Genomic DNA, 21,068 nt, shown 5'->3' with positions numbered 1-21,068 from the left:
TGCTCGCGCAGGTCTTTGCGCAGATTCGGCGCAACCCTGGACCGAGGCCATGGACGACCATCAGCATGGGCACGACAGTCCACATGGGCATCGCGGCCACCTCGGCGAGCGGATCGCTCACCGCGACCGCTCAGGTCGACGATGTGGCGGTATCGGGAACCATTGTGCCGTGAAGGCAGCATGATCGCGCGGGAGCACGGGCAGCTCCGCCATGAGCTCTCCCGTGCTCCTGCGCATCGCTCAGCGTCCCCCTGGGTTCCCCTTCAGCCGGGCCAGCCGCCGCCCGCGGCGACGCTGGCCCGTTCACGGGAAGCGCACCCAAAGTTCACGCGGTCGTGGCGCGAGCTCGGCAGGCGCACGGTAACAGCCGTGCGGTCAGCAGGCACGCCACGCTCGTGGCTGCCCGAAAGGAGCCACATATCGATGAGAGCCGCTCGATTCGTCGTATTATTCGTTTGGGCGCTGCCCATGCCCCTCGGGTGCTCGCAGCACCTGAACGAACAGGTGAACGCGCTGAGCCAAGCGACCTCTGGGTCGCCGGTGATCGAGGCGCGCGTCGAGACAGCGGCGCTGCACGCCTATGACGACGCGCCCCGCGCGCCCGACGCGGACGACCCGGCGATCTGGGTGAACCCCAGCGACTCGGGCGAAGGCCTCGTCATCGGCGTGCTGAAGGACGCCGGGCTCCAGGTCTACGACCTGGAGGGGAACGTCGTGCAGACGATCCTCCCCCCGTACCGGCCGGCGGTCACCGCGCAGGACCCGCCCGTGCCCGGCACGAAGCCCGAGAGCGGAACGAGCGCGTGCCCCGAGAGCGGATCCGGTGAGACCTACAGCCGCTTCAACAACGTCGATGTGCAGTACGGCTTCGAGCTGATCAAGGCGAACGGCTCGGAAGAGGAGGTCGACATCGCCGTGGTCACCGATCGGGGCTGCGACCGGCTCCGGATCTACGCCATCAAGCCGAACAGCTCGAGCGGGCCTCTCATCGACATCACCGCGTCGAGCGCGCCGCGCGTCTTTCCGAGCCAGTTCGTTCAGCCGTCCTCGCTCCAGCCGACCGGCGAGCCGTCCGGGGTCCGCGACAATGACCTGGATGACCAGAACACCGCCTACGGCCTCGCGCTCCGCCGCCTCGAGGACGACGACGAGTACCGCGCCTTCGTGACGCAGCGGAACCGCAGCGTCGTCGCCGAGCTCGAGCTGTACGCTGCCGGAAGCGGCAAGGTCTCCTACGCCAGGGTGCGCGAGTTCCGGTTTAACCCGGTCTTCACCGTCCCAGGGAGCCCTTCGATCCAGTGGACGCCCTGCCGCGAGGAGCCCGAGAGCGATCCGCAGTTCGAGGGTCTGGTCGTCGACCAGCAAGAGGGTGTGCTCTTCGCCGCGCAGGAGGTGGTCGGCGTCTGGCGCGTGCCGCTCAGCGACGCGCTCCCGGCGACCGTCAATGTGCCGGCGAGCCGGCTGATCGAGAAGGCCCGCTCGTTCGGGGAGCCGTGGTGGGCTGTCCCCGACGACGGCGAGTACGCCTGCGAGAGCTCGGCGCCCGGAACCCCGGTCGCCGGGACGATCGCGGCGCCCGGCAACCCCTCGGCGGGAGGCCTGCACCTGGAGAGGGACGTCGAGGGGCTGGCGATCTATTACGGCGAGGACGAAGACGGGTATCTGCTCGTGTCGAGCCAGGGCAACGATACGTTTCACGTGTACGACCGGGAAACCCCGACAGACCATATCGCCACGTTCCGGGTCGAGGGCACCGGCGAGACCGATGGGCACGACGTCGTGAACGTGCCGGCAGGCAGCGACTTCCCGTACGGCCTCTTCGTCGTCCAGAACGGCCAGGCGAGCGGGCCCTCCTCCGAGGACCCGATCAACGGATTCGAGTACGACGGCTCGACGCAGTTCAAGCTCCTCGGCTGGGAGGACATCGCGGGCGAGCTGGATCTCGATGTCGAGGAGGACGAGTTCGATCCCCGCGATCCGCACGACGACTGACGCGCCCCGCTCGGCTCCCGGCGCGGCGAGCCTCCGCGGCGCCGGATCAGCCCTCTGCGGCTCGGCGCATGCCCCTTGCTGGTCCAGCTGGCGCACCACGCGGCACGGGTTGCCGACGGCGAACACGCCGCGCGGCGCACAGCTGCGGATCGCGAAAGTCGTACGGCTCGCCCGCCAGCATCTTTTCCTTCTCGGTCTTCGGCATCACCTCTCCACGTCGTGGTTGCGGACGGGGTCTTCACGCGCGCCGACGATACCGGCGTCACCTTTCACGAGGAGCGCGCCCCCTCGCGCGAGGAGGTCGCTGGCATCGCCGCGCGCGTCGCGAAGCGCATGACGCGGTGGCGAAGGCGGCGCGGTCTCGTCGACGAGCGCCCCGCGGCCTCGGAGGCGAGTGCCCCGGCCGCGCAGAGCGGTGCGCGCACCCGCCTCGGCACCGGCGTCACGAAGCCAGTCGGTGCGCGCATCGACTGGGCGAGCCTGCTCGGTAGGGTGTACCTCGAGGACGTGTTGGCCTGCCCGTGTGGCGGGCGGCGGAGGCTCGTGGCCGACATCTCCGAGCGCGAGGTCATCGTCGCCCTCCTCAAGCATCTCGGGCTCCCGAGCGAGGCGCCTGCCATCGCGCGTGCGCGGAGCCCGAACTGCGAAGCGGCGTGAGCGCCGCAAGCGAAGCCCCATGGCGCCCGCAACGCCGGCGTCCACGCCGACGTGCGCCCGCGGCGCTGCCCGCGCCACAGGTTCGGGGCAAACGCGCTCGGTCGCGCAGCGCCGATCGACCCGAGGCGCCCCGACAACCGGCGACTGGGCGGTAGAAGGGGGCATTCGAAGTCCTAGCCTCTAAAAATGCTCGCGCGCTGGTTTTCTGCTTGGTACTCTAGTTGGCCGTATGCCGCTGAATTCAGCGTCTTCTCCGCCGTGGAGTGCCCTCGCTTCGGTGGTCGCGATGAGCGCGGGTCGAGATGTGGATCGATGAGGTGGCCATCGACACGCAGAGGATTGGGTGCGTTCTATGAGCAGGGACAATTTTCTGAAGCAATGGGCTCCGAGGACGGCGCTGATAAGCGCCCTGCTGCTGCCCGCCGGCTGCACCGGCACTTCCGCCTCCCCCGAGGGACGCGGCGGCGGTGACGGCGGCCAGATCGATCCCCTGGCTGCCGCGCCGGCGCAGTTCAGCTGCGACACTGCGGCGGTCCCGGCGGAGCTGCCCCTGCCGAGGCTCTCCCGCACGCAGCTTCAGGGGACGCTGCAGTTCGCGATCGAGCTGGCCGCGCCCACCGAGGCCGCCGCGATCTGGAACGAGGTCAGCGCGACGTTCGCGCAGTACCCGGCGGATTCGGTGACCCCGGCTCCGGGGGACTTGAGGGGCGGCTACGCGCGGACCGACCAGGGGATTCAGCAGACGCAGATCGACGCGATGTACACCACCGGCGTGGCGATCGGTCAGCAGCTCACGTCCACCGACGCGCGGATGGCGGCGATGCTGGGCGCCTGCGCGACCGATTCGTCGACCACCAACGACCGCACCTGCCTGGAGAGCTTCATCGGCACGTGGGGCTCGCGGGTGCTGCGCTACGCGCTCAGCCAGGCGGACGTGACCTTCTACGCCGACATCGCCGGCGACACGCCGGTGGACAAGGCCGCGGTGGCGGACGTGATCGCCGCGCTGCTCAACGCGCCGCAGACGCTCTACCGGGTGGAGCACGGCACCGACGACGCCGCGGCGGCGGTGAGCCCGCTGTCGGCGTACGAGCTCGCTTCGCGGCTGTCGCTCGAGTACTGGCAGGTCCCGCCGGACGACGCGCTGTGGGCCGCGGCGGCGGATGGATCGCTGTTGAACGACGCCACCTATGAAGCGCAGCTCGAGCGCTTGGTGAAGAGCCCGTCCTCGCAGAGCTCGCTGGACGAGTTCGTCACGCAGTGGCTGCGCCTCGACGAGCTGCCGCGGCTGGACGCGCTCAACGCCGACCCGAAGTTCAAGGCCTTCGCCGGCGCGCAGCTTCCGACGAGCACCGCGCGCGACGCGTTCATCGCCGACGTGCTCGCCTCCGCCCGGGCCACCGTGGGCGGCGGCCAGTCGGTGAGCGACTTCCTCAACGACAAGCACGCCTATGCCACCGATGACTACCTCGCCGGCATCTACCAGGTACCCACCTGGACCGGCTCCGGCGAGGCGCCGCTGTTCGGCTCCAGCGAGCGGGTTGGCCTGCTCACCCGCGCCGCGCTGCTCGCCACCGGCACGGTCACCACTCGGCCCATTCACAAGGGCTACCTGGTGCGCAACGCGCTGCTCTGCCAGCAGATGGGGGCGCCGCCGGCGAGCGCCAACACCCAGCCGCCCACCTCCACCGCGAGCATGACCACGCGGGAGAGCGTGACCGAACGCACCGCCGGCGGAGTCTGCGGCGGCTGCCACACCAACATCATCAACCCGCCCGGCTTCATCACCGAGAACTTCGATGCGCTGGGACGCGAACGCACCGAAGAGCAGGTGTTCGACGCTACCGGCGCGCTCCTCACCTCGCTGCCCGTGGACACGCTGTCGGTGCCCCAGGTGCAGAGCGGTGACTCCCGCGAGATGTCGGATGCGGCGGAGCTGACCCGGGCGATCGACGACTCCAGGCTGTTCCACTCCTGCCTGGCACGGCAGTACTTCCGCTTCAGCCAGAGCCGGATCGAAGCGCCCGCTCAGGATGGCTGTCTGCTCGAGGCGCTGGAGAGCAAGGCGCGCAGCGGAGCGTCTTTCGCGGACGTGCTGAAGACGCCCGCCCAATTCACCACGTTCAAGGCGAGGAGGTTCTAGATGAGCCACGACAAGCAGATGAACCGGCGGCTCTTTCTGCGCGGCGCGGGTGGCGCGATGCTGGCGCTGCCGCTCTTGCCTTCGCTGTTCGTCTCCAGCAAAGCGCTGGCGGCGGTGCCCCCCCCCAAGGTCTTCGTCCACATGCGCACGGGGCACGGCGGGGTCACCCTGGCGAACATGTACCCGGCCGACGCCACGCTTACCCAGACGCTGACATACACGCACCCGGTTCGGCGCGGCGCGCTGGCTGCGACAGTGAACGGAGCCACCGCGTCGTTGAGCCCGGTGTTGTCCGCACCGTCCAGCATGCTCACCCCGTCGTTGGTGGCGAAGATGAACGTGCTGCGCGGGCTAGACATCCCGACGATGATGGCCCACAACTTTGGCGGGGCGCTCGGGTACTACGACGACGACAAGGGGGTTCCGTCGAAGCCGCGCGCGACGATCGATCAGATCATGGCGTATTCGCCCGCGTTCTACCCGGATCTCTCCTCGGTCAGAAAACGCAGCGTGATAATCGAAGGTTCGAACAGCGGCAGCCACGGATACAACACCCCGGGAGACCCGACCTCCGGCGTCGACACCAACGCGATCGGCGGGACCGAGAGCGCGCAGGGGCTATTCGACTCGCTGCTGGCCGGCATCTCCAGCGGGCCCGCCACCCGCCCGCCCTTGGTGGACCGGTTGCTGGAGAGCTACAAGCGGCTGCGAAACAGCAACAAGCGGCTGTCCCAGGAGGACAAGCTGCGGCTGGACCAGCACATCGACAAGGTGGCGGAGCTGCAGCGGCGCCTGGGCACCAGCCTGCCCGCGGGCTGCACGGTGCCCACCCGGCCCTCGACCAACAACCTGAGCCTCCGGCCGATGGACGGCGATCCGGCGAAGAACGTGCAGTTCTTCCAGATGCTGAACGACGTGCTCGCGGTGGCCGCCAACTGCGGGGTGACGCGCATCATCACGCTGGCCATCGACGAGAACAACCAGGCGCTCACCTTCACCAACCGCGCGGCGCAGGGAGAGGACTGGCACAACAACGTGGCGCACGCGGCGCACACGGATCCCGCGATGCAGGAGTTGGTGAAGCAGTCCCATCAGGTCTTCTTCCAGGGCGTGTACCTGGACCTGGTGAGTAAGCTGAACAGCTACGGCGACGGCCAGGGCGGCACGCTGCTGGACCATTCGCTGGTGGCGTGGGGACAGGAGAGCGGCAACATCACCCACTATGCGTTCTCCATGCCGGTGGTCACCGCGGGCGGCGCCGGCGGCAAGATCAAGACCGGCAGCTACTGCGACTACCGCAACCTGACGATGCACCTCGGGAATCCGTCCAGCAGCACCGAAGACGACAAGCTGTGGCCCGGGCTCACCTACAACCAGTGGCTGGGCACGGCGCTGCAGGCGATGGACATCCCGCCCTCCGAATGGGCGACCGAGACGGACCACCCGGGCTACGGCGCGCGGGTCACCTATACATCGCAGTACGCCTACTTCTTCACCAACAAGGGCTTCACCGCGGACGAGGCGTATTCGGACGCGGTGTGGGCGAAGTCGGCGGAGATTCTGCCATTCCTGGGGTGAGGCTGCGGCGGCGCCGTTGCCGCCCCGAATCGGCCCGCTCGCACCGCCTTGGCGGCGACCGCCGCGCGAACTCCTCGATCCCCCGGGTGATGGCGTGCAGGCGCTGCACCGGGCAGTCGACGTCGACGCCCGCGAGCGCAGCGGTGGAGACCGCGGGCGGGCACCGATGGGCTCAGCTCCCTACGACCGCAGCTCGATAAACCACCGCAGATCGCTGTCCTGCTTCCAATTACCGACGAGGACGACTCCTCCATCGTCGCATTTGTACAGCCGAGCATCGACGTGGCCGCTCTGCTGGGTCTCGCGGCAGCGCCATCTCCCCTTCCACATCGATCCGTTTGCTGGCTCCAGAGTTACCGAGTAGTGCTCCCCATCCGCTTCCACGTCGAAGGCGATGTGCCCAGGGTCGACGATCGCGCCACGTACGGGAAAGCATTCATCAGGAGAGGGCCAGCAGATTGTTCCATTGGCCATTACATGCGCCTCCGGAACGGCATCGTACCCGATTTCGCCTCTGATGCAGAGGGGCGCGCGGGCGCCCGTCGGGGGGGAAGCTGCTTCGGGAGCCTCCCTCGAAGAGCCGCCCGGAGAAACAGCGGCCTCCGTGGTCCCGGTGAGGCGGTCTTTGTGCCCGCGTTGAGGACAGACGCCCACGTCGTTTAGAATGCGTCGGCAATGCCGGCGCTCGGAGCAGCGAGCTTCAATGGCACGCTTGGCAGCTTCGTGCACTTCCACGTCGTGGTTGCGGACGGGGTCTTCACGCGCGCCGACGATACCGGCGTCACCTTTCACGAGGAGCGCGCCCCCCCTCGCGCGAGGAGGTCGCCGGCATCGCCGCGCGCGTCGCGAAGCGCATGACGCGGTGGCGAAGGCGGCGCGGTCTCGTCGACGAGCGCCCCGCGGAGGACCGCTCCAACGAGGAGCGGAGGCGGCCCCGCTCTATGCAGCGGGCGGCGGCCTGTCGGGCCAGCATCGTCGCCACCACGCCGTCGAGCAGGTCCAGCTGCCCTGTCGCCTCAGGTGTCTCGTGCCCGTCGCGCCGGCCCGCGCTCGACGGGCAGGTGCTCGCGGCGGCTCCAGTCGACGTACGAGCCGTCGTACATCTTTGTCGGGTAGCCCAAGTGGCGGGATACGAAATAGGCGAATGACGACTGCATGCCGGTGCGGCAATAGACGACCACGGTCCGATCGTCGCGCGCCCCGACCCGCTCGAACATCGCGCGCAGCTCGCCGGCGGGGCGCATGCGGCGCGCGTCGCGATCGACGAAAAAGTCGCGCCAGAAGAGGTTCTGGGCCGTCGGGATGTGACCGCGGCGCGCGACGTCCCCGTTCCCTGCGTCGCCGCGGAACTCGTCCGGCGGGCGCGCGTCCACGAGCACCACGCCGGGATCGTCGAGATGCGCATCTACCCATTCCGCGTCGACGACGCGCTCGGGTTGAGGCTTGCTCGTCAGCGTGCCCAGCCGGGGCTCCGCGGCCTCCGACGAGATGGGATAGCCTTCGGCTCGCCATGCACCGAGGCTCCCGTCGAGCAGGGCGGTCCGATGGCCGTGCCCGATGACGTCGAGCGCAAAGAACGCGCGGGCGGGCGCGAGGCCGTCCATCCCGCCGTACAGCACCACCTGGGAGCCATCGAAGACGCCGGCGCGCTCGAAGGCGGCCTTCACGTCCGCGAGCGGAGGCAGCTCGTTGGGGACGTCCCGCTCGATCGCGAGGGCGTCGACGGACAGGAAGCGCGCGCCGGGGATGTGCTCCCGGTCGTACGTGCGGCGATCGCGATCAACGTGGATCACGACGACGCTCGGATCATCCAGGTGCGCCGCGACCCAGGCCGGCGACCGGAGGAGGCTCGCTTCTGGCTGGGGCTCCCTGGTCTCCACGGCCTCGGCGCGGTTCACGCAACCGGGCAGCGCCAGGGCAGCCGCGAGCAGGGTGGCTCGTAGCGGTGCACTCTTCATGGCGGCTCCGCGGAAAGCAACCGGCATTCCGCCCGCGCCGGCGCGGGATCCGGACTCCCATGATCCCGGGACTCCGCACCTTCTTGAGATGCCCGGCGCCCGCCCGGCGGCCGAGTCCAAGAGCGCGGGACAGCACAGGTCTTGGCGACCCGGCGACGCGAGGCGCTGCTGCTCCGGCTGTAGCCCGATCGCGACGCCTCGCGGCCCCATGCTCCGGACAGCGGCAACTCCACGGGTTGGTAGGACACCCTGGGCTGGTAGGACACAGCCATGGGGTGGTCGCGGCAAGGTCGTGAGCCCTCGCGAGCCCGCAATGCGGCGGTCGCGGTGAGGTGGCGGACCTCCGCGAGACCGCCATGCGGCGGTCGCGGCAAGGCGGCGTACCTCCGCGAGACCGCCGTGCGGTGGTCGCGGCAAGGCGGCGTACCTCCGCGAGACCACCGTGCGGTGGTCCCGGCAAGGTGGTGGACCCTCGCGAGACCGCCGTGCGGCGGTCGCCGCGGCGCCGTCCGCCCTCGCTCGGCTGCGCCGGGCGATGCACGCGATGCGGTGTGCGCAGGCTGAAGGCGCGCCCTGGCTGCTCGCACGGAACCTCTTCCCGGTCCCCTCGCCCAGCGCGTACTTTACAGTCGAGGACGCCCACCCAGCGAGGAGATGCGATGCCGAGAGCACCCGCAAAGAAGAAGCCCGCCGGCAAGAACAACGACAAGAACAACCAGAAGGCACCCGCCACGGCGCCTGACCGCGCCGACGGCGCGCCCGCGCTCCCGGGCTCGGCCGAGGCAGCCGCCGAGTTCATGGAAGAAGCGCGGCGCCTCCCCGCGCGCGAGATCCGCCCGCTCCGCGCGGACGTCGCGCTCGTCCACCACAACATCCGCGCGGGGCTCGACGCCGTGGGGCCGCACGAGGCCGAGCTCCTGAAGCTGCCCGCTCCCTTCGACCTCGGCGCGATGAAGTCGCTCGGCCGGCTCGCCCTCGGCCTGGTCTATGCCGCGGCGCAGGTGGACCGCTCGTCGCCGGGCACCACGAAGAAGCTCCTCCAGCGCGCGCACGAGCTCCGCGATCTCCTGCTCAGCGCGGCGGTGGCCCTCATGAAGGCGGGCGTCCTGCCGGCCCAGCGGGTGAAGAAGATCATGGCAGGCAGCGGCGCGCGCGACATGGTGCAGGACTGCGTGGATCTCGCCCAGCTCTTCCGCGATCACGCCGCGGAGGTCAAAGGCAAGACCGCGATCACCAGGGCGCAGATCGACGAGACCGCGGCCATCGGCGATCAGCTCCTCTCGCTCCTCAAGCCCAAGGGGGCCAAGGCCAAGGCGCCGGAGCCCGTGAAGAGCGCGGTGGAGGCGCGCGATCGGCTCTGGACGCTCCTCAGCCGGCGTCACGAAGCGCAGCTCCGCCGCGCCGGCATGTGGCTGTGGATCGGCGAGGTCGACGCGCACGTGCCGCCGCTGCTCGCGCGCACCGCGCGCAAGGCGAAGAAGCCGAACGGCAGCGGCGCGTCCGGCAGCGACCGAGGCGGCGCGCTGGACGAGGGCTGATCCCGGTGCGGGCCAGGAAGTGACGCCCCGCGCGCTCCTCGCTGTCCTCGCCGCCGTCCTCGCCGCGTGCAGCGCCGCCCCGGAGCGCCCTCCGCGGCCCGCGCAGCCGCGGGCCGCCGCGCCCGCAGACCCGCTGCCGCTCTCTCCTGCGCGCTACGTCCTCACCGAGGACATCGGCGTGCTCCTCGACGCCGCCGCCGGGGCCGGCGAACGCGCGCCCGCGCCCCGCCCGGAGCCCGCGCTCTTCGAAGGGCGCCGCGTTCGCCTCGATGGGGGCGTCGTGCTCGCCGATGCCCCCGCGGCCGAGCTGCTCCGCGGGTTCCGGTCGATCCCGGCGCGCCTCGGGGGCGGGTTCCTCCTGTGGTCCGAGGGCCGCGTCTACCGCGCCGCCGACTTCCTCGGCGAGCTCGCGCCCATCGCCGACGTCGGCGCTCCCGGCGGCGCGCGGCCGTACCTCGACGCGATCCTCCTGCGCAGCGATCGGGGGCTCCTCGAGATCGATCCCTCCACGCTCGCCGTTCGCCGCTTCGGCGCCGCGGGCGTGGTCGACGCGGTGGCCGTCGACGCGCGCCGCGCGGCGCGCCTCGACCTGTTCGGCCGCGCCTCGGTCACCCTGGACGGGGGCGCCACCTGGATCGACGTGCTCGAGACGCGCGGGCTCGCCACGTCGCTCCTCGAGGAGCAGGACGGCGGCAGAGCGGTCGCGCTCCTGGGTCCGCTGGGCGGCGCCACGCTCCACGTGAACGCCGCCGGCCTCGTACCCGCGGTGCCCCCTCCGCCGCGGGCCGGGCCGAGCGCCTCGCTCTCTCTCCCGCCAGCGCGGGACCCCACGCTCGGCGCCTCCTCGGTCCGCGCGCTCGCTCCAGCGGGGGTCGCGCTGGCCGCGGCCACCGGCGCGCTCCTCCCTGGCGGCCGGTTGCTCGTCGCTCGCGACGGCGGCCTCGCCGTGTTCGCGGCGGCGACCGCCCAGCCCCTCGCGGAGGCGGAGATCGAGAGCCTCGACCCGAGCTATGCGCGCTGCCAGCCGTTCCGGTCGGGCGACGACGTCTTGCTCGCGTGCGCGCACGAGGCCGCCCAGGTGCTCCGGCTCGAGACGACGCTCTCCGCGCCGCGGCTGGAGGCCACGTTCCCGCCCCGCGGCCGAGGCCCCGACCCGATCGCGAGCTCGCAAGGCGCGTTCGTCGGCGACGATCGCGGTCGCCTCGCCTTCATCGGCCGGTGCGGCAGCGTCCCCCCTGGGCTCCACGACTTTCCGGAGAGCCCGGGAGACGCCGGCCCGACCGACGACGAGGCGCCATGGCCCCGGCGCTTCGCGCGGCTGGCGCCCGACGAGCCGCAAGGGGACGCCGCGAGCCGCGAGCCCGTAGAGGAAGGCGTTGCGCGCGTGTGCGTGCGCGTCGGCGGCGGCCGCTGGGTCGAGCGCCGGATCGAGGGCGAGGACGCCCACCGCCTCTACCGCTGGATCGTCGGCGAGCGCGGGACCGTCACCGCGCTCGTGCTGGAGGCGCCGAGCGGTCCGCGGCCGCGGCCCTCCGAGGAGGACGAGGAGGAAGGGCGCCGGACCTCCGAGGGCGAGGAGGAGGACGGCGCGCCGCGGAGATCGCCTCCCGGCCCCCCCGTGCGCGGGCGCGAACGTCGTCCTGCGGGCCCGCCCGAGGGCGTCCGCGTGGTCCGCGTGCGCGATCGCGACCCGGCGCTCACGGGCGGCGCCTTCCCGGCGCTCGCGGGCGGCATCTTCCCGGGGTCCGCCGACGCCGTATCGCCGCCGCGCCTCATCGACACCGATTTCTGGGAGGACGAGGACGGCCTCGTGCGCGGCTGGCTGCACCTGCCCGAGGAGGCCGGCGGCGTCTCGCCCGCCCGCGAGGCGCTGCCGGAGGCGGGCTCTCCCGCGCGCGCCCATCGAGCGGAGCGGCTGCTCTCGGGCCGCCGCGGCGGCCGCATCGCCGGCCTGCGCATCGACGCGCGCGGCGGCGTCACCGTCTTTCCCCTCCCGGCCGGCGTCCAGAACGTCGTCGTCGGCGGGCGGTTCGCGCTCGCCGCCACCGGCGACGACCCGCCGGCCTTCTTCGAGTCGACCGACGGCGGCCGCTCGTGGCGCCCGGCCGAGGGCCCGCCCGCACGCCAGATCGAGCCTCCCTTCGACGAGGGCGCCCCCTTCGCGTGCTCCCCGATCGGCTGCGCGATGGGTGAGCACGGCCTCGTCCGCCTCGGCTGGGGCGGCCCTCCGCCCTCGCCGCGCGGCGCGCCGCCGCCCTTCGCTCCCGCGGTGAACCCAGCGCTCCGCGCCGCGCCTCCGCCGCTCGTCTCCTGCCGCCTCGACGACGACCCCTCGTCCTTCCCGCCGCCGTCGGCCGCCCCGGCGCCGCCCCCCTCGGGTCGCCGCGCTCCCCGGGGCACGCTCGCGGCAGGGGGCGTGCCCGCGACGGCCCGTCCGACCGGCGGCGCGCCCCCTCTCGTCTCGCTGTCGACCGCGCCGTCCTCCCCCCTGGGCGCGCTCCGCGACGGCACCTTCACCGCGAGCGTGCTCCTGCCGTTCGCGCGCGCCGGAGCGCCGCGCCGCCTGTCGCTCCGCGACGGCTCGCTCGGCGCGGCGTCCGGCGACACCGTCCCCGTGCTGCTCGCGCCCGGCGCCAGGGCGCCCGCGGATCTGCTGCTGCTGTTCGACGCGAGCGGCCCGCACGGGCGGCGCGGCCTCCGCGTGCGCGCGGGCGCCGAGCCCCCGGCGCTCCTGCCGTTCGACCACGCCGGCGCGATCGCCGCCGCGGTCGAGCTGCCGGGCGGCGAGCTGCTCGCCCTCGACGCCGGGAGGCGCAGCTTCGTCGTCGCCGTGCGGCAGGGCACCTTACCGGCCTTCGGGCTCGCGCGTGTCCCCGAGCTCGCGGGCGCCCGCCTCACCCTGGGCCGCCGGCTCGACGCCCCTGGCGTGGCCCTCATCGGCTACTCCGTCGCTTCCGGCGAGGTGGTCGCGGGGCCGATCGACGTCGCCCGTGGCCAGGTCGGTCCGCTCGAGCCGCTCGGGCCCCTCGCGTCGCTCGCGGAGATGGGCGCCAGCGGCTGCGGCGGCGCGCGGCCGTCGCACCGGTTCATCGCCGAGCTGCCCGCCACGCTGCGGGTGGCTTCGAGGAACGGGGCGCCGCTGTTCGAGGGGGACGCCCCCGCGTCCGCGCTGCTCTCCGGCGGCCGCGGCGCCCTGTGCGTCGAGGCGATCGAGGTCCGCGCCGCGGCCCGGGGCGGGCTGGACCTCGGTGTGGTCTTCGGCCCCGACGGCGCCGCCGCCCCCCGCGGCGGCGGCGTGCGACTTCGCTGCGAGCTTCTGCCAAACCGGCCATGAGGGGCGGCGAGCATCCGGAGATTCCGCGTCGGCGGACCTCTCGTGCTAGGGTCCGCCAATGCCCGCCCTTCGATCCTTGGCCCTGCCGATCGCGGTGGCCGCGTCGATGCTCGCGCTGAACGCATGCTCTGAGCGGCCCACCAGCTTCCCCGATCGCGACGGTGTCATCGCGGCCCAGGCCGAGTGGTGCTCCGCGCTCGCCAAGCTCCAGCGCGCCGGTGCATCCTGGGAGCACCTCAACGCGTGCAAGGCCGCCTACCCGACCTCGTCGCCCACGTACCTCCGCGCGATGACGAGCTGCTTCTCCCGCCGCATGGAGGCCGCCACCGAGAGCTCGCCGGACCGGAGCCAGATCATCCTGGAGTGCAACGACGAGGTGGCCGTCAAGCTGAACCCGGACGAGCCCACGGCGGCGCCGGTCATCGAGTCCCGCTGCGCGCGCATGGCCCGCTGCGAGAGGGTGCCCGTCCCCGCGTGCAAGAGCGCGTTCAGCAAGCTCGAGGGGGCCCAGCGCGCGATGTTCACCACCATCTACAACGCCGCCGGCCGCTACGAGATCATCGACTGCCTCGACAACGCGAGCTGCACCGACAACGAGGAGGCGGGCCGCCAGGCCTGTTACAAGCCCACCTCCGACGCGCTGCTCTGGTTCCCGGACTGAGCCCCGCGCGCTGGCGGTCATCGTCTCGTTCACGCTGGCGGTGATCTTCTCGTCCACGCTGCCAGCCCTCTTCTCGTCCGCGCCGCCCGCCCTCTCGTCCGCGTCTCGTTGCCACGAAATCCCTGGTAGCGTGCCGCGCATGCGAACCGCCCGACCTCGAACCGATCCCCTGTCTCAGCTCGGCGCGCGGCGTCCGCGCGCCGAGCGTCCTCACGCCCGCCCCGGAGCGACCCAGCCCGGCGCGGCGCGCCGCCTCTTCCTTGCGCGCGTCGTCGCTGCCGCGCTCGCGCTGATCGGGGCGTGGCTGCCCGCGAGCGCCGCGCACGCGGCGGGCACCGTCACCATCGTCGACCGCTCGCCCAAGGAGGACAGCGGCCGATGGAAGCTGAAGATGACGATGAACTACGGAGGGATGCCGCACCTCGGGCACATCCCGATGCTGTTCTCGTTCACGCCGACCGTGCACTACGAGCGAGCGCTCACCGACAAGTCGCCCGAGACCCCGATCCTCGTCCGCATCCCGCTCCAGAACCAGCAGTCAATCAACGAGAGCATGGACGTCGGCTTCTCCGACAGCAGCGGCAAGGTCTTTGCGATCACCAAGTTCGACTTCGTCCTCCGGCGCGATCGAGGCTTCGAGGCCGGCGAGTACGAGCTCGTGATCAAGCGGGTGAGCGACGGCGTGCAGATGGGGCCGAAGCAGAAGATCACCCTGCAGGGCGACAACCCCGTCATCGATCGCCGCGCGATCGTCTTCAGCGGCGAGAAGAAAAAGAAGGACGAGAAGGCGGACAAGGCCGAGGCCGAGAAGAGCGACGAGCCCGCCAAGGAAGAGGCCTCCGAGGGCGCGCCCGCGGAGGACGCCGCCGAGGCGGAGGCGCCCGTCGACGACGCGCCGCCGGCCGAGGCGCCGCCGCCGGTGGAGCCCAAGCAGGGCGGCTGCGGCTGCCGGCTCTCGCCCGACGAGGCCGCGACGCCCCTCGCCCTGCCGCTCGTCGCCCTCGGCGCGGCCGCCGCGCTCGCGCGAAGGCGCCGCGCGCGCCGCGCCTGACGGCGCCCGCGCCGCGAGCGCCCGGGATCGAGCGAGACGGCCTCTGTGCTGGACGTTGCGCGCGCGGCCTCGGCCCGCCGCGCCTGCAGCACATCGTGATCGCCCTTGCAGGGACCACCCGAGCCCGCAGACAATCCCCCGCCGGCGCCCGCTGTCCGCGACTCCCTCGCGGGCCCGCCGTCCCCAATCCAATCGATGAGCTCCCTAGTCCCTGCCCACCAGCACCCCCTGCTGTACGCGATCTTCGTGCGTGTCTGGCTCCATGAGCTCTCGCGCGCCGCCAAGGCCAGGGTGACGCTCGCCAGCGTGCCCGACGCGGCGCTCGACCGGCTCGCCGCGCTCGGGGTCGACTACGTGCACCTGATGGGCGTCTGGACGCTCGGCGAGGAGGGCCCGCGCCGCTCGCTCACGGATCCCGACCTGCGCGCCGAGTACGACCGCGTGCTGCCGGACTGGACCGAGGCCGACGTGGCTGGCTCCCCGTTCGCGGTCGCGCGCTACGAGGTGAACCCCGCGTTCGGCGGCGACGCCGGCCTCGCGGATCTGCGCCGGCGCCTCGCGGCGCGGGGCATCGGGGTCATCCTCGACTTCGTGCCCAACCACGTCGCGCGCGATCACCACTGGGTGAAGGAGAAGCCCGAGCTCTTCGTCGCCGGCGACGACGGCGCCCCGCTCAGCGGGCGCGATCCCTACATCCCGCCGTGGCCCGACACGGCCCAGCTCGACTACCGCCTCGCGGCGACGCGCGCCGCGTCCGTCGAGGCGCTCCGCAGCGTCGCGTCGCGCTGCGACGGTGTCCGCTGCGACATGGCGATGCTGGTGCTCGACGACGTCTTCCGGCGCACGTGGTCCAAGCGCCCGTCGACGGAGCGAAAGGGCGAGGCCACCGGCGAATTCTGGGCCGAGGCCATCGACGCCGTCCGCCGCGACCACCCGAGCTTCGTCTTCATCGCCGAGGCCTTCTGGGACCTCGAGTGGCGCCTGCAGATGCTCGGGTTCGACTACACCTTCGACAAGAGCCTTTACGATCGGCTGAGCCACGCCTCCGCGTCGTCGGTCCGCGGCCACCTCGCGGCGACGCCCGACTACCAGCGGCGGAGCGTCCGCTTCATCGAGCACCACGACGAGCCGCGCATCGCCGCCGTGCTCCCCCCGGATCGGCGCCGGGCCGCCGAGTTCATCGCGGCGACGGTGCCCGGGATGCGGTTCATCCACCACGGCCAGCTCGAGGGGCGGACGGTGCGCGCCTCGCTGCACCTCGCCCGCGCCCCCGAGGAGCCGGTCGATCAGGCCTGCCTCGCCTTCCACGAGCGGCTGCTCGCGGCCGTGCGCCGGCCCATCCTGCGCACCGGGAGCTTCGCCACGCTCACCGCGCGCGGGCCGGGCGCCGACGCGTTCGTCGCCTACCGGTGGGAGCCGCTCCCGGCCTGCGGCGCGCCCCGGAGCGCGGCGCCCCTCGTGGCGGTGATCAACTTCGCCCCGTCGCGCAGCGGGTGCCGCATCCCGCTCGACATCGCCGGCATCGCCGGCCGCAAGGTCCTGCTCGCCGACCTCATGACCGGCAACGAGCACCCGCGCGACGGCGACGAGCTCGTCGATCTGTCGCGCGGCCTCGGCGTCGAGCTCCCCGCGTACGGCATCCACCTCTTCGAGATCCGGCGCTGATGCGCGTCGCGCCCGGGTCGTCCAGGGACCTTGGAGATCCTCATGGCTGATCCTGGCGCGGGCGCGCCCCTCCGCCTCATCACCATTCCCTGGAGCCACTTCTGCGAGAAGGCGCGGTGGGCGCTCGATCGCGCCGGCGCGCGGTACCGGGAGGACGCCTACCTCCCGCTCGCCCACGCGCTCCCGTCGCTGAGGGCCGGCGGGCGCCGCTCCGTCCCGGTGCTCGTCTCGCCGGCGGGCGTGCTCGGTGACTCGACCGACATCCTGCGCTACGCCGACACGCTCGTGCCGCCGGAGCGCGCGCTCTTCCTCCAAGGTTCCCGCGAGCCCGACGCGGGCCGCGCCGAGGTCGAGGCGCTCGAGCAGCGCTTCGACGCCGACCTCGGCCCCGCGACCCGCCGCGTCGCGTACTTTCACCTCCTGCCCGACGCGGAGGGCGCGTTCGCCCTGATGGGCGGGTCGTTCCGCTCTCTCGAGGGCGCTGGCGCGGCGCCGCCCTGGTGGTTCGGGCGCGGCACCTTCCGCGCTTACTACCCGGTCGCGCGGGCGGTCATGAAGCGCGTCATGCGCATCGACGCCGCCTCCGCCGAGCGCTCGCGAGGCAAGCTCCGCGCGGTCTTCGACGCGGTGAACGAACGCCTCCGCGATGGGCGCCCGTACCTCGTCGGAGACCGCTTCTCGGCCGCCGATCTCACCTTCGCCGCGCTCGCCGCGCCGCTGCTCGCGCCCGAGCACCACCCGTCGCCGCTGCCGCCGCCCTCCGAGCTGCCGTCCGAGCTCCGCGCGCTCGCCGAAGGGCTCCGCGGCGAGCCGGCCGGCGCGTTCGCCCTGCGCATGTACCGCGAGCACCGGCGCGCGAGGCCCGGGCGAAGCGCCGTCGGGTGACGCTCGACGCCGCCCGGCCGCGGGCCAGCGCCGGCGCCGGCCCGCGCGCTCACGCGAGCGACGCGCTCACGCGAGCGCGGGCACGCCCGCGATGAGATCCCGCGCCGCAGGCCCTGCCTTCAGCGGGTCGCGGTGCGCGCCGAAGTGCCGCGCGTGATCCCGGACCGCGCCCATCGCCGCCTCGGGGGCGAGGCCGTGCCGGGCGCGCAGCCACGCCGCCAGCACGACGCCCGCGCGGCCCGCGCCGGACGCGCAGTGCACGACGGCAGGCGCGCCGCTGGACTCGGCGCGCCTCAGCGCGTCGAGCGCGCGCTCCAGCGCGTCGGGCGAGGGGAGCGCGCCTCCGTCGAGCGGCACGTGCGTCACCCGGAGGAACTCGCGCTGGTAGCGGCCGAGGAGCGGGATCCGGTGGAGCGCCAGCTCTCCCTCGTCGAGCAGGCAGAGCACCTCGCGCATCCCGTGCCGCGCCATGAAGGCGAGCCACGCCTCGACGGGCGCGTCGCTCGGATCCGGGTGAGCTGCCGAGCTCGGCGGCGCGACCACGGACGAGCGGATCCCGGAAGCCGACCAGTTCGCCATCCCGAAGCCGGGCCGCTCCGCGCCGTGGACGATCCGGTCGAGCGGCGACGCGGGCGCGAAGTTGAAGGGGGCCGGCGTCGCCTGCTCGTGCGCGCTCCGGTAGAACAGCTCGAACTCCGCGACCGACGCCTCGAGCTCGGGGTCGTCGATGGAGCCTGGCCGCACGCGCCGCACCTCGGCGATGGCCTCGGCCGCCGACCTGCCCAGCGACACGAGGCGGCACGCCAGCACGACCCCGGTGCGCCCGACGCCGCCCTCCCCGTGAACGGCGATCGGCCGCGGCGCCCGGCCGAGGAACGCCACGGCGCGGAGGAGGTCCACGCTCGGGATGCGCGTGAAGTCGGCGAGCGGGCAATGCAGGTGGATGAGCGGGCCCACCGCCGCAGGCGGTGGCGCCCGACGCGAGAGCGACACCAGGCTGCGGAAGCCGAGCTCCGCGAGCTCCTCGACCGCCTGGGGCGCGTGGGGATAGGCCATGCCGGCGAGCTCGCCGGGGATCACGAACGAGAAATTTTCGAGCTCACTCATGGCCGTCGCTCGGTGCGCAGGAGGTCGTGGCTCGCGCCTCGGGGTGGGGCATCCGTCTGCACCTCACCTCGAGGTCGCAGCTCGTCGCAGCGCTTCGCCGCCGCGCTCTGCGAGGCAACCCGGAGCGGCTGCTCCGGGCCGTCGGGCGGCGGCCGCTCGTCCGTCCTGCGGGCGAGCGGGGCGCCGGGCGGGCGGCGGCGGCGGCGAGGCCGAGGACCGCCGAGAGCGTGGGCCTGGGCGCAAGGGCATTCCTCATGGTGGGTGAGCATTGTAACGGCAGTTCACCGCCGCATGGCAGCCGTCACCGCGGGGCGGTTCGTCCAGGTCGCGCCGACCCGTGCGAATCGCGGACGGTACGGGTGAATCGCGGACGGTGCGGGTGACTCGCGGGGGGTGCGGGTGAATCCGGAGGGGCGGCGCGGCGGGGCCGCGCCCTGACGATCGCACGTCGCTCCTGGTTCCCTCGGCACGGTCCGGCGTGTATGAAGGGCCCGTGGTCCGCTTTGCCCTCGCCCGGACGGCCATCGCGCGTCCGCTGATGCTCGTCGCGCTCGGGCTGGGCGCGGCGTGCAGCGGCGCCGCTCCGCCGACGGCGGCGCCAGCGCCGCCGCGCCAGGGTGAAGAGGCGCCCGCGACCCTGGCGCCCGCGGCGGCCCGGCCGGATGCCGCCCCCCCGCAGGCGGCGCCGCCCGGCCCGGCCGAGGCGCAGGCCTTCGTGGCCGCCGTCGACCGGGAGCTGCGCAGGCTGCGGATCCAGTCCGCGCGCGCGTCCTGGGTCAACCAGACCTACCTCACGGACGATACCGACGCGCTCGCCGCCTCCGCCGAGGAGGCGAGCATGGAGTACCTGAACCGCACGATGAAGGCGGCGGCGCGCTTCGACGGGCTCGCGTTGCCCGCGGACGTCGCCCGCCAGCTGGCGCTCCTCAAGCTCTCGACCTCCCTTCCGGCGCCGAGCGACCCGGCGGAGCGCGCCGAGCTCGCCGCGCTCTCGGTCGAGATGACGAGCCTGTACGGCAAGGGCAAGCACTGCCCGAAGGCCAGGCCAGGGCGGGCGACGACCGCAGCCCGGGGCGCTGCGCGCGCGGGCGCCGGGGCCGAGCCGAAGTGCCTCGCGCTCGACGAGCTCTCCAGCCTCCTGAAGACCAGCCGCGACTGGGACGAGCTGCTCGATGCATGGGCGGGCTGGCACGCGATCGCACCGCCGCTCCGGCCGAAGTTCGAGCGTTACGTCGCCCTCGGCAACAAGGGGGCGGCGGAGCTCGGCCTCCCGGACGTCGGCGCGCTCTGGCGAGCCGGATACGACATGTCCCCCGATGCGTTCGAGGCCGAGACCGAGCGGCTCTGGGGCAAGCTGAAGCCGCTCTACGACGAGCTGCATTGCTATGTGCGCGCGAGGCTGCGCGCGATCCACGGCAAGGACAGGATCGGCGAGAAGTCCCCGATCCCGGCGCACCTCCTCGGCAACATGTGGGCGCAGGAGTGGTCGAACGTCTACGGGCTCATGGAGCCGTACAAGGGCCAGCCCTCGCTCGACGTGACGCGGAAGATCAAGGCGAAGAAGCTCGACGGGAAGCAGATGGTCTCGCTCGGCGAGCGGTTCTTCACCTCGCTCGGGTTCGACCCGCTGCCGGCGACCTTCTGGGAGCGATCGCTGCTCAAGAAGCCGGCCGACCGCGAGGTCGTCTGCCACGCGAACGCCTGGGACGTGGGCGACCGGGACGATCTCCGCCTCAAGATGTGCATCGAGCCGAGCGAGGAGGATCTCATCACGATCCACCATGAGCTCGGGCACATCTATTATTACCACCAGTACTACAAGCTCCCGATCCTGTTCCAGTCGGGCGCCAACGAAGGCTTCCACGAGGGGATCGGGGACACGCTGGCCCTCTCCGTGACGCCGAGCTACCTGAGGTCGCTGGGGCTGCTCGACAGGGTGTCCGAGGACGAGAAGGGGGTCATCAACTTCCTCTTCAAGAAGGCGCTCGACAAGATCGCGTTCCTCCCGTTCGGCAAGCTCATCGACCAGTGGCGGTGGGATGTCTTCTCGGGCAGGACGAAGCCGGCCGACTACAACGCGGCGTGGTGGGCGCTGCGGCTGAAGTACCAGGGCGTCGCGCCGCCGGTGCAGCGCAGCGAGGCCGATTTCGACCCGGGGGCGAAGTTCCACGTCGCGGCGGGCGTCCCGTACATGCGTTACTTCCTCGCGCACGTCTACCAGTTCCAGTTCCACCGCGCGCTGTGCAAGGCGGCCGGGCACACGGGGCCGCTCCACGCGTGCTCGATCCACGGCAGCGCGGCCGCGGGCGAGAAGCTGCGCGCCATGCTCTCGCTCGGCGCGAGCCGCCCGTGGCAGGAGGCGATGCAGGCGGTGACGGGGGAGACCGCGGCCGATCCGGGCGCCATGCTGGAGTACTTCGAGCCGCTCCGGAGGTGGCTCAAGGAGCAGAACAAGCGTGAAGTCTGTGGGTGGTAATTGAGCGTGGGTGAGCGTAGGTG

14 protein-coding genes are annotated in these 21,068 nt (G+C 72.6%); 11 read left to right on the top strand and 3 right to left on the bottom strand.

The window, feature by feature from the left end; all coding sequences use genetic code 11:
• Positions 1-468: 468 nt before the first annotated feature.
• Positions 469-1,992 (top strand): phytase, encoded by a 1,524-nt coding sequence (locus tag WMF39_RS27890; protein WP_437739516.1) that lies wholly within the window; start codon positions 469-471, stop codon positions 1,990-1,992.
• A gap of 46 nt (positions 1,993-2,038) precedes the next feature.
• Here the strand turns inward: WMF39_RS27890 and WMF39_RS27885 are convergent, their stop codons facing one another.
• A complete protein-coding gene (locus WMF39_RS27885) occupies positions 2,039-2,173 on the bottom strand; it encodes a maltose acetyltransferase domain-containing protein (RefSeq protein WP_437748041.1) in 135 nt (44 codons plus the stop codon).
• Positions 2,174-2,211: 38 nt separating this feature from the next.
• Here WMF39_RS27885 and WMF39_RS27880 point away from each other — a divergent pair, with 38 nt between their 5' ends.
• From WMF39_RS27880 to WMF39_RS27870, 3 genes are all read left to right on the top strand, one after another.
• The gene (locus WMF39_RS27880) at positions 2,212-2,649 is read left to right on the top strand and encodes a hypothetical protein (protein WP_437739515.1); all 438 of its coding nucleotides are present in this window, start codon (positions 2,212-2,214) and stop codon (positions 2,647-2,649) included.
• Positions 2,650-3,001: 352 nt separating this feature from the next.
• The gene (locus WMF39_RS27875) at positions 3,002-4,792 is read left to right on the top strand and encodes a DUF1588 domain-containing protein (RefSeq protein WP_437739514.1); all 1,791 of its coding nucleotides are present in this window, start codon (positions 3,002-3,004) and stop codon (positions 4,790-4,792) included.
• The gene (locus WMF39_RS27870; protein WP_437739513.1) at positions 4,793-6,370 is read left to right on the top strand and encodes a DUF1552 domain-containing protein; all 1,578 of its coding nucleotides are present in this window, start codon (positions 4,793-4,795) and stop codon (positions 6,368-6,370) included.
• 1,016 nt (positions 6,371-7,386) lie between these two features.
• Here the strand turns inward: WMF39_RS27870 and WMF39_RS27865 are convergent.
• Positions 7,387-8,328 carry a sulfurtransferase gene (locus WMF39_RS27865; protein WP_437739512.1) on the bottom strand — a complete coding sequence of 314 codons (942 nt, stop codon included), beginning with the start codon at positions 8,326-8,328 and terminating at the stop codon, positions 7,387-7,389.
• A gap of 659 nt (positions 8,329-8,987) precedes the next feature.
• Between WMF39_RS27865 and WMF39_RS27860 the strand changes: the two genes are divergently transcribed.
• The 6 genes from WMF39_RS27860 (at position 8,988) to WMF39_RS27835 (ending at position 17,462) form a co-directional block, all read left to right on the top strand.
• Positions 8,988-9,866, top strand: coding sequence for a hypothetical protein (locus WMF39_RS27860; RefSeq protein WP_437739511.1), 879 nt, complete (start codon positions 8,988-8,990; stop codon positions 9,864-9,866).
• A 19-nt stretch (positions 9,867-9,885) separates the two neighbouring features.
• Entirely contained in the window at positions 9,886-13,200 is a 3,315-nt protein-coding gene (locus tag WMF39_RS27855; RefSeq protein WP_437739510.1) for a hypothetical protein, read from the top strand.
• Between the two features lie 58 nt (positions 13,201-13,258).
• Positions 13,259-13,861, top strand: coding sequence for a hypothetical protein (locus WMF39_RS27850; protein ID WP_437739509.1), 603 nt, complete (start codon positions 13,259-13,261; stop codon positions 13,859-13,861).
• Positions 13,862-14,000: 139 nt separating this feature from the next.
• The gene (locus WMF39_RS27845) at positions 14,001-14,912 is read left to right on the top strand and encodes an MYXO-CTERM sorting domain-containing protein (RefSeq protein WP_437739508.1); all 912 of its coding nucleotides are present in this window, start codon (positions 14,001-14,003) and stop codon (positions 14,910-14,912) included.
• A 195-nt stretch (positions 14,913-15,107) separates the two neighbouring features.
• Positions 15,108-16,577 (top strand): alpha-amylase family glycosyl hydrolase, encoded by a 1,470-nt coding sequence (locus WMF39_RS27840; RefSeq protein ID WP_437739507.1) that lies wholly within the window; start codon positions 15,108-15,110, stop codon positions 16,575-16,577.
• 42 nt (positions 16,578-16,619) lie between these two features.
• The gene (locus WMF39_RS27835; protein ID WP_437739506.1) at positions 16,620-17,462 is read left to right on the top strand and encodes a glutathione S-transferase family protein; all 843 of its coding nucleotides are present in this window, start codon (positions 16,620-16,622) and stop codon (positions 17,460-17,462) included.
• A 66-nt stretch (positions 17,463-17,528) separates the two neighbouring features.
• Here the strand turns inward: WMF39_RS27835 and WMF39_RS27830 are convergent, their stop codons facing one another.
• On the bottom strand, positions 17,529-18,569 hold the full coding sequence (locus WMF39_RS27830; protein WP_437739505.1) for a phosphatase domain-containing protein: 1,041 nt from the start codon (positions 18,567-18,569) through the stop codon (positions 17,529-17,531).
• Between the two features lie 538 nt (positions 18,570-19,107).
• Between WMF39_RS27830 and WMF39_RS27825 the strand changes: the two genes are divergently transcribed.
• Positions 19,108-21,045 (top strand): M2 family metallopeptidase, encoded by a 1,938-nt coding sequence (locus tag WMF39_RS27825; RefSeq protein ID WP_437748040.1) that lies wholly within the window; start codon positions 19,108-19,110, stop codon positions 21,043-21,045.
• Positions 21,046-21,068: the final 23 nt, after the last annotated feature.

Origin of the sequence: Sorangium sp. So ce1504 (genome assembly GCF_051521635.1) — a bacterium.
Taxonomy (GTDB): Bacteria; Myxococcota_A; Polyangia; order Polyangiales; family Polyangiaceae; genus Sorangium; species Sorangium cellulosum_B.
Note: the sequence above shows the minus strand (reverse complement) of the source record. Positions and strands in the feature narration are given on the sequence as shown.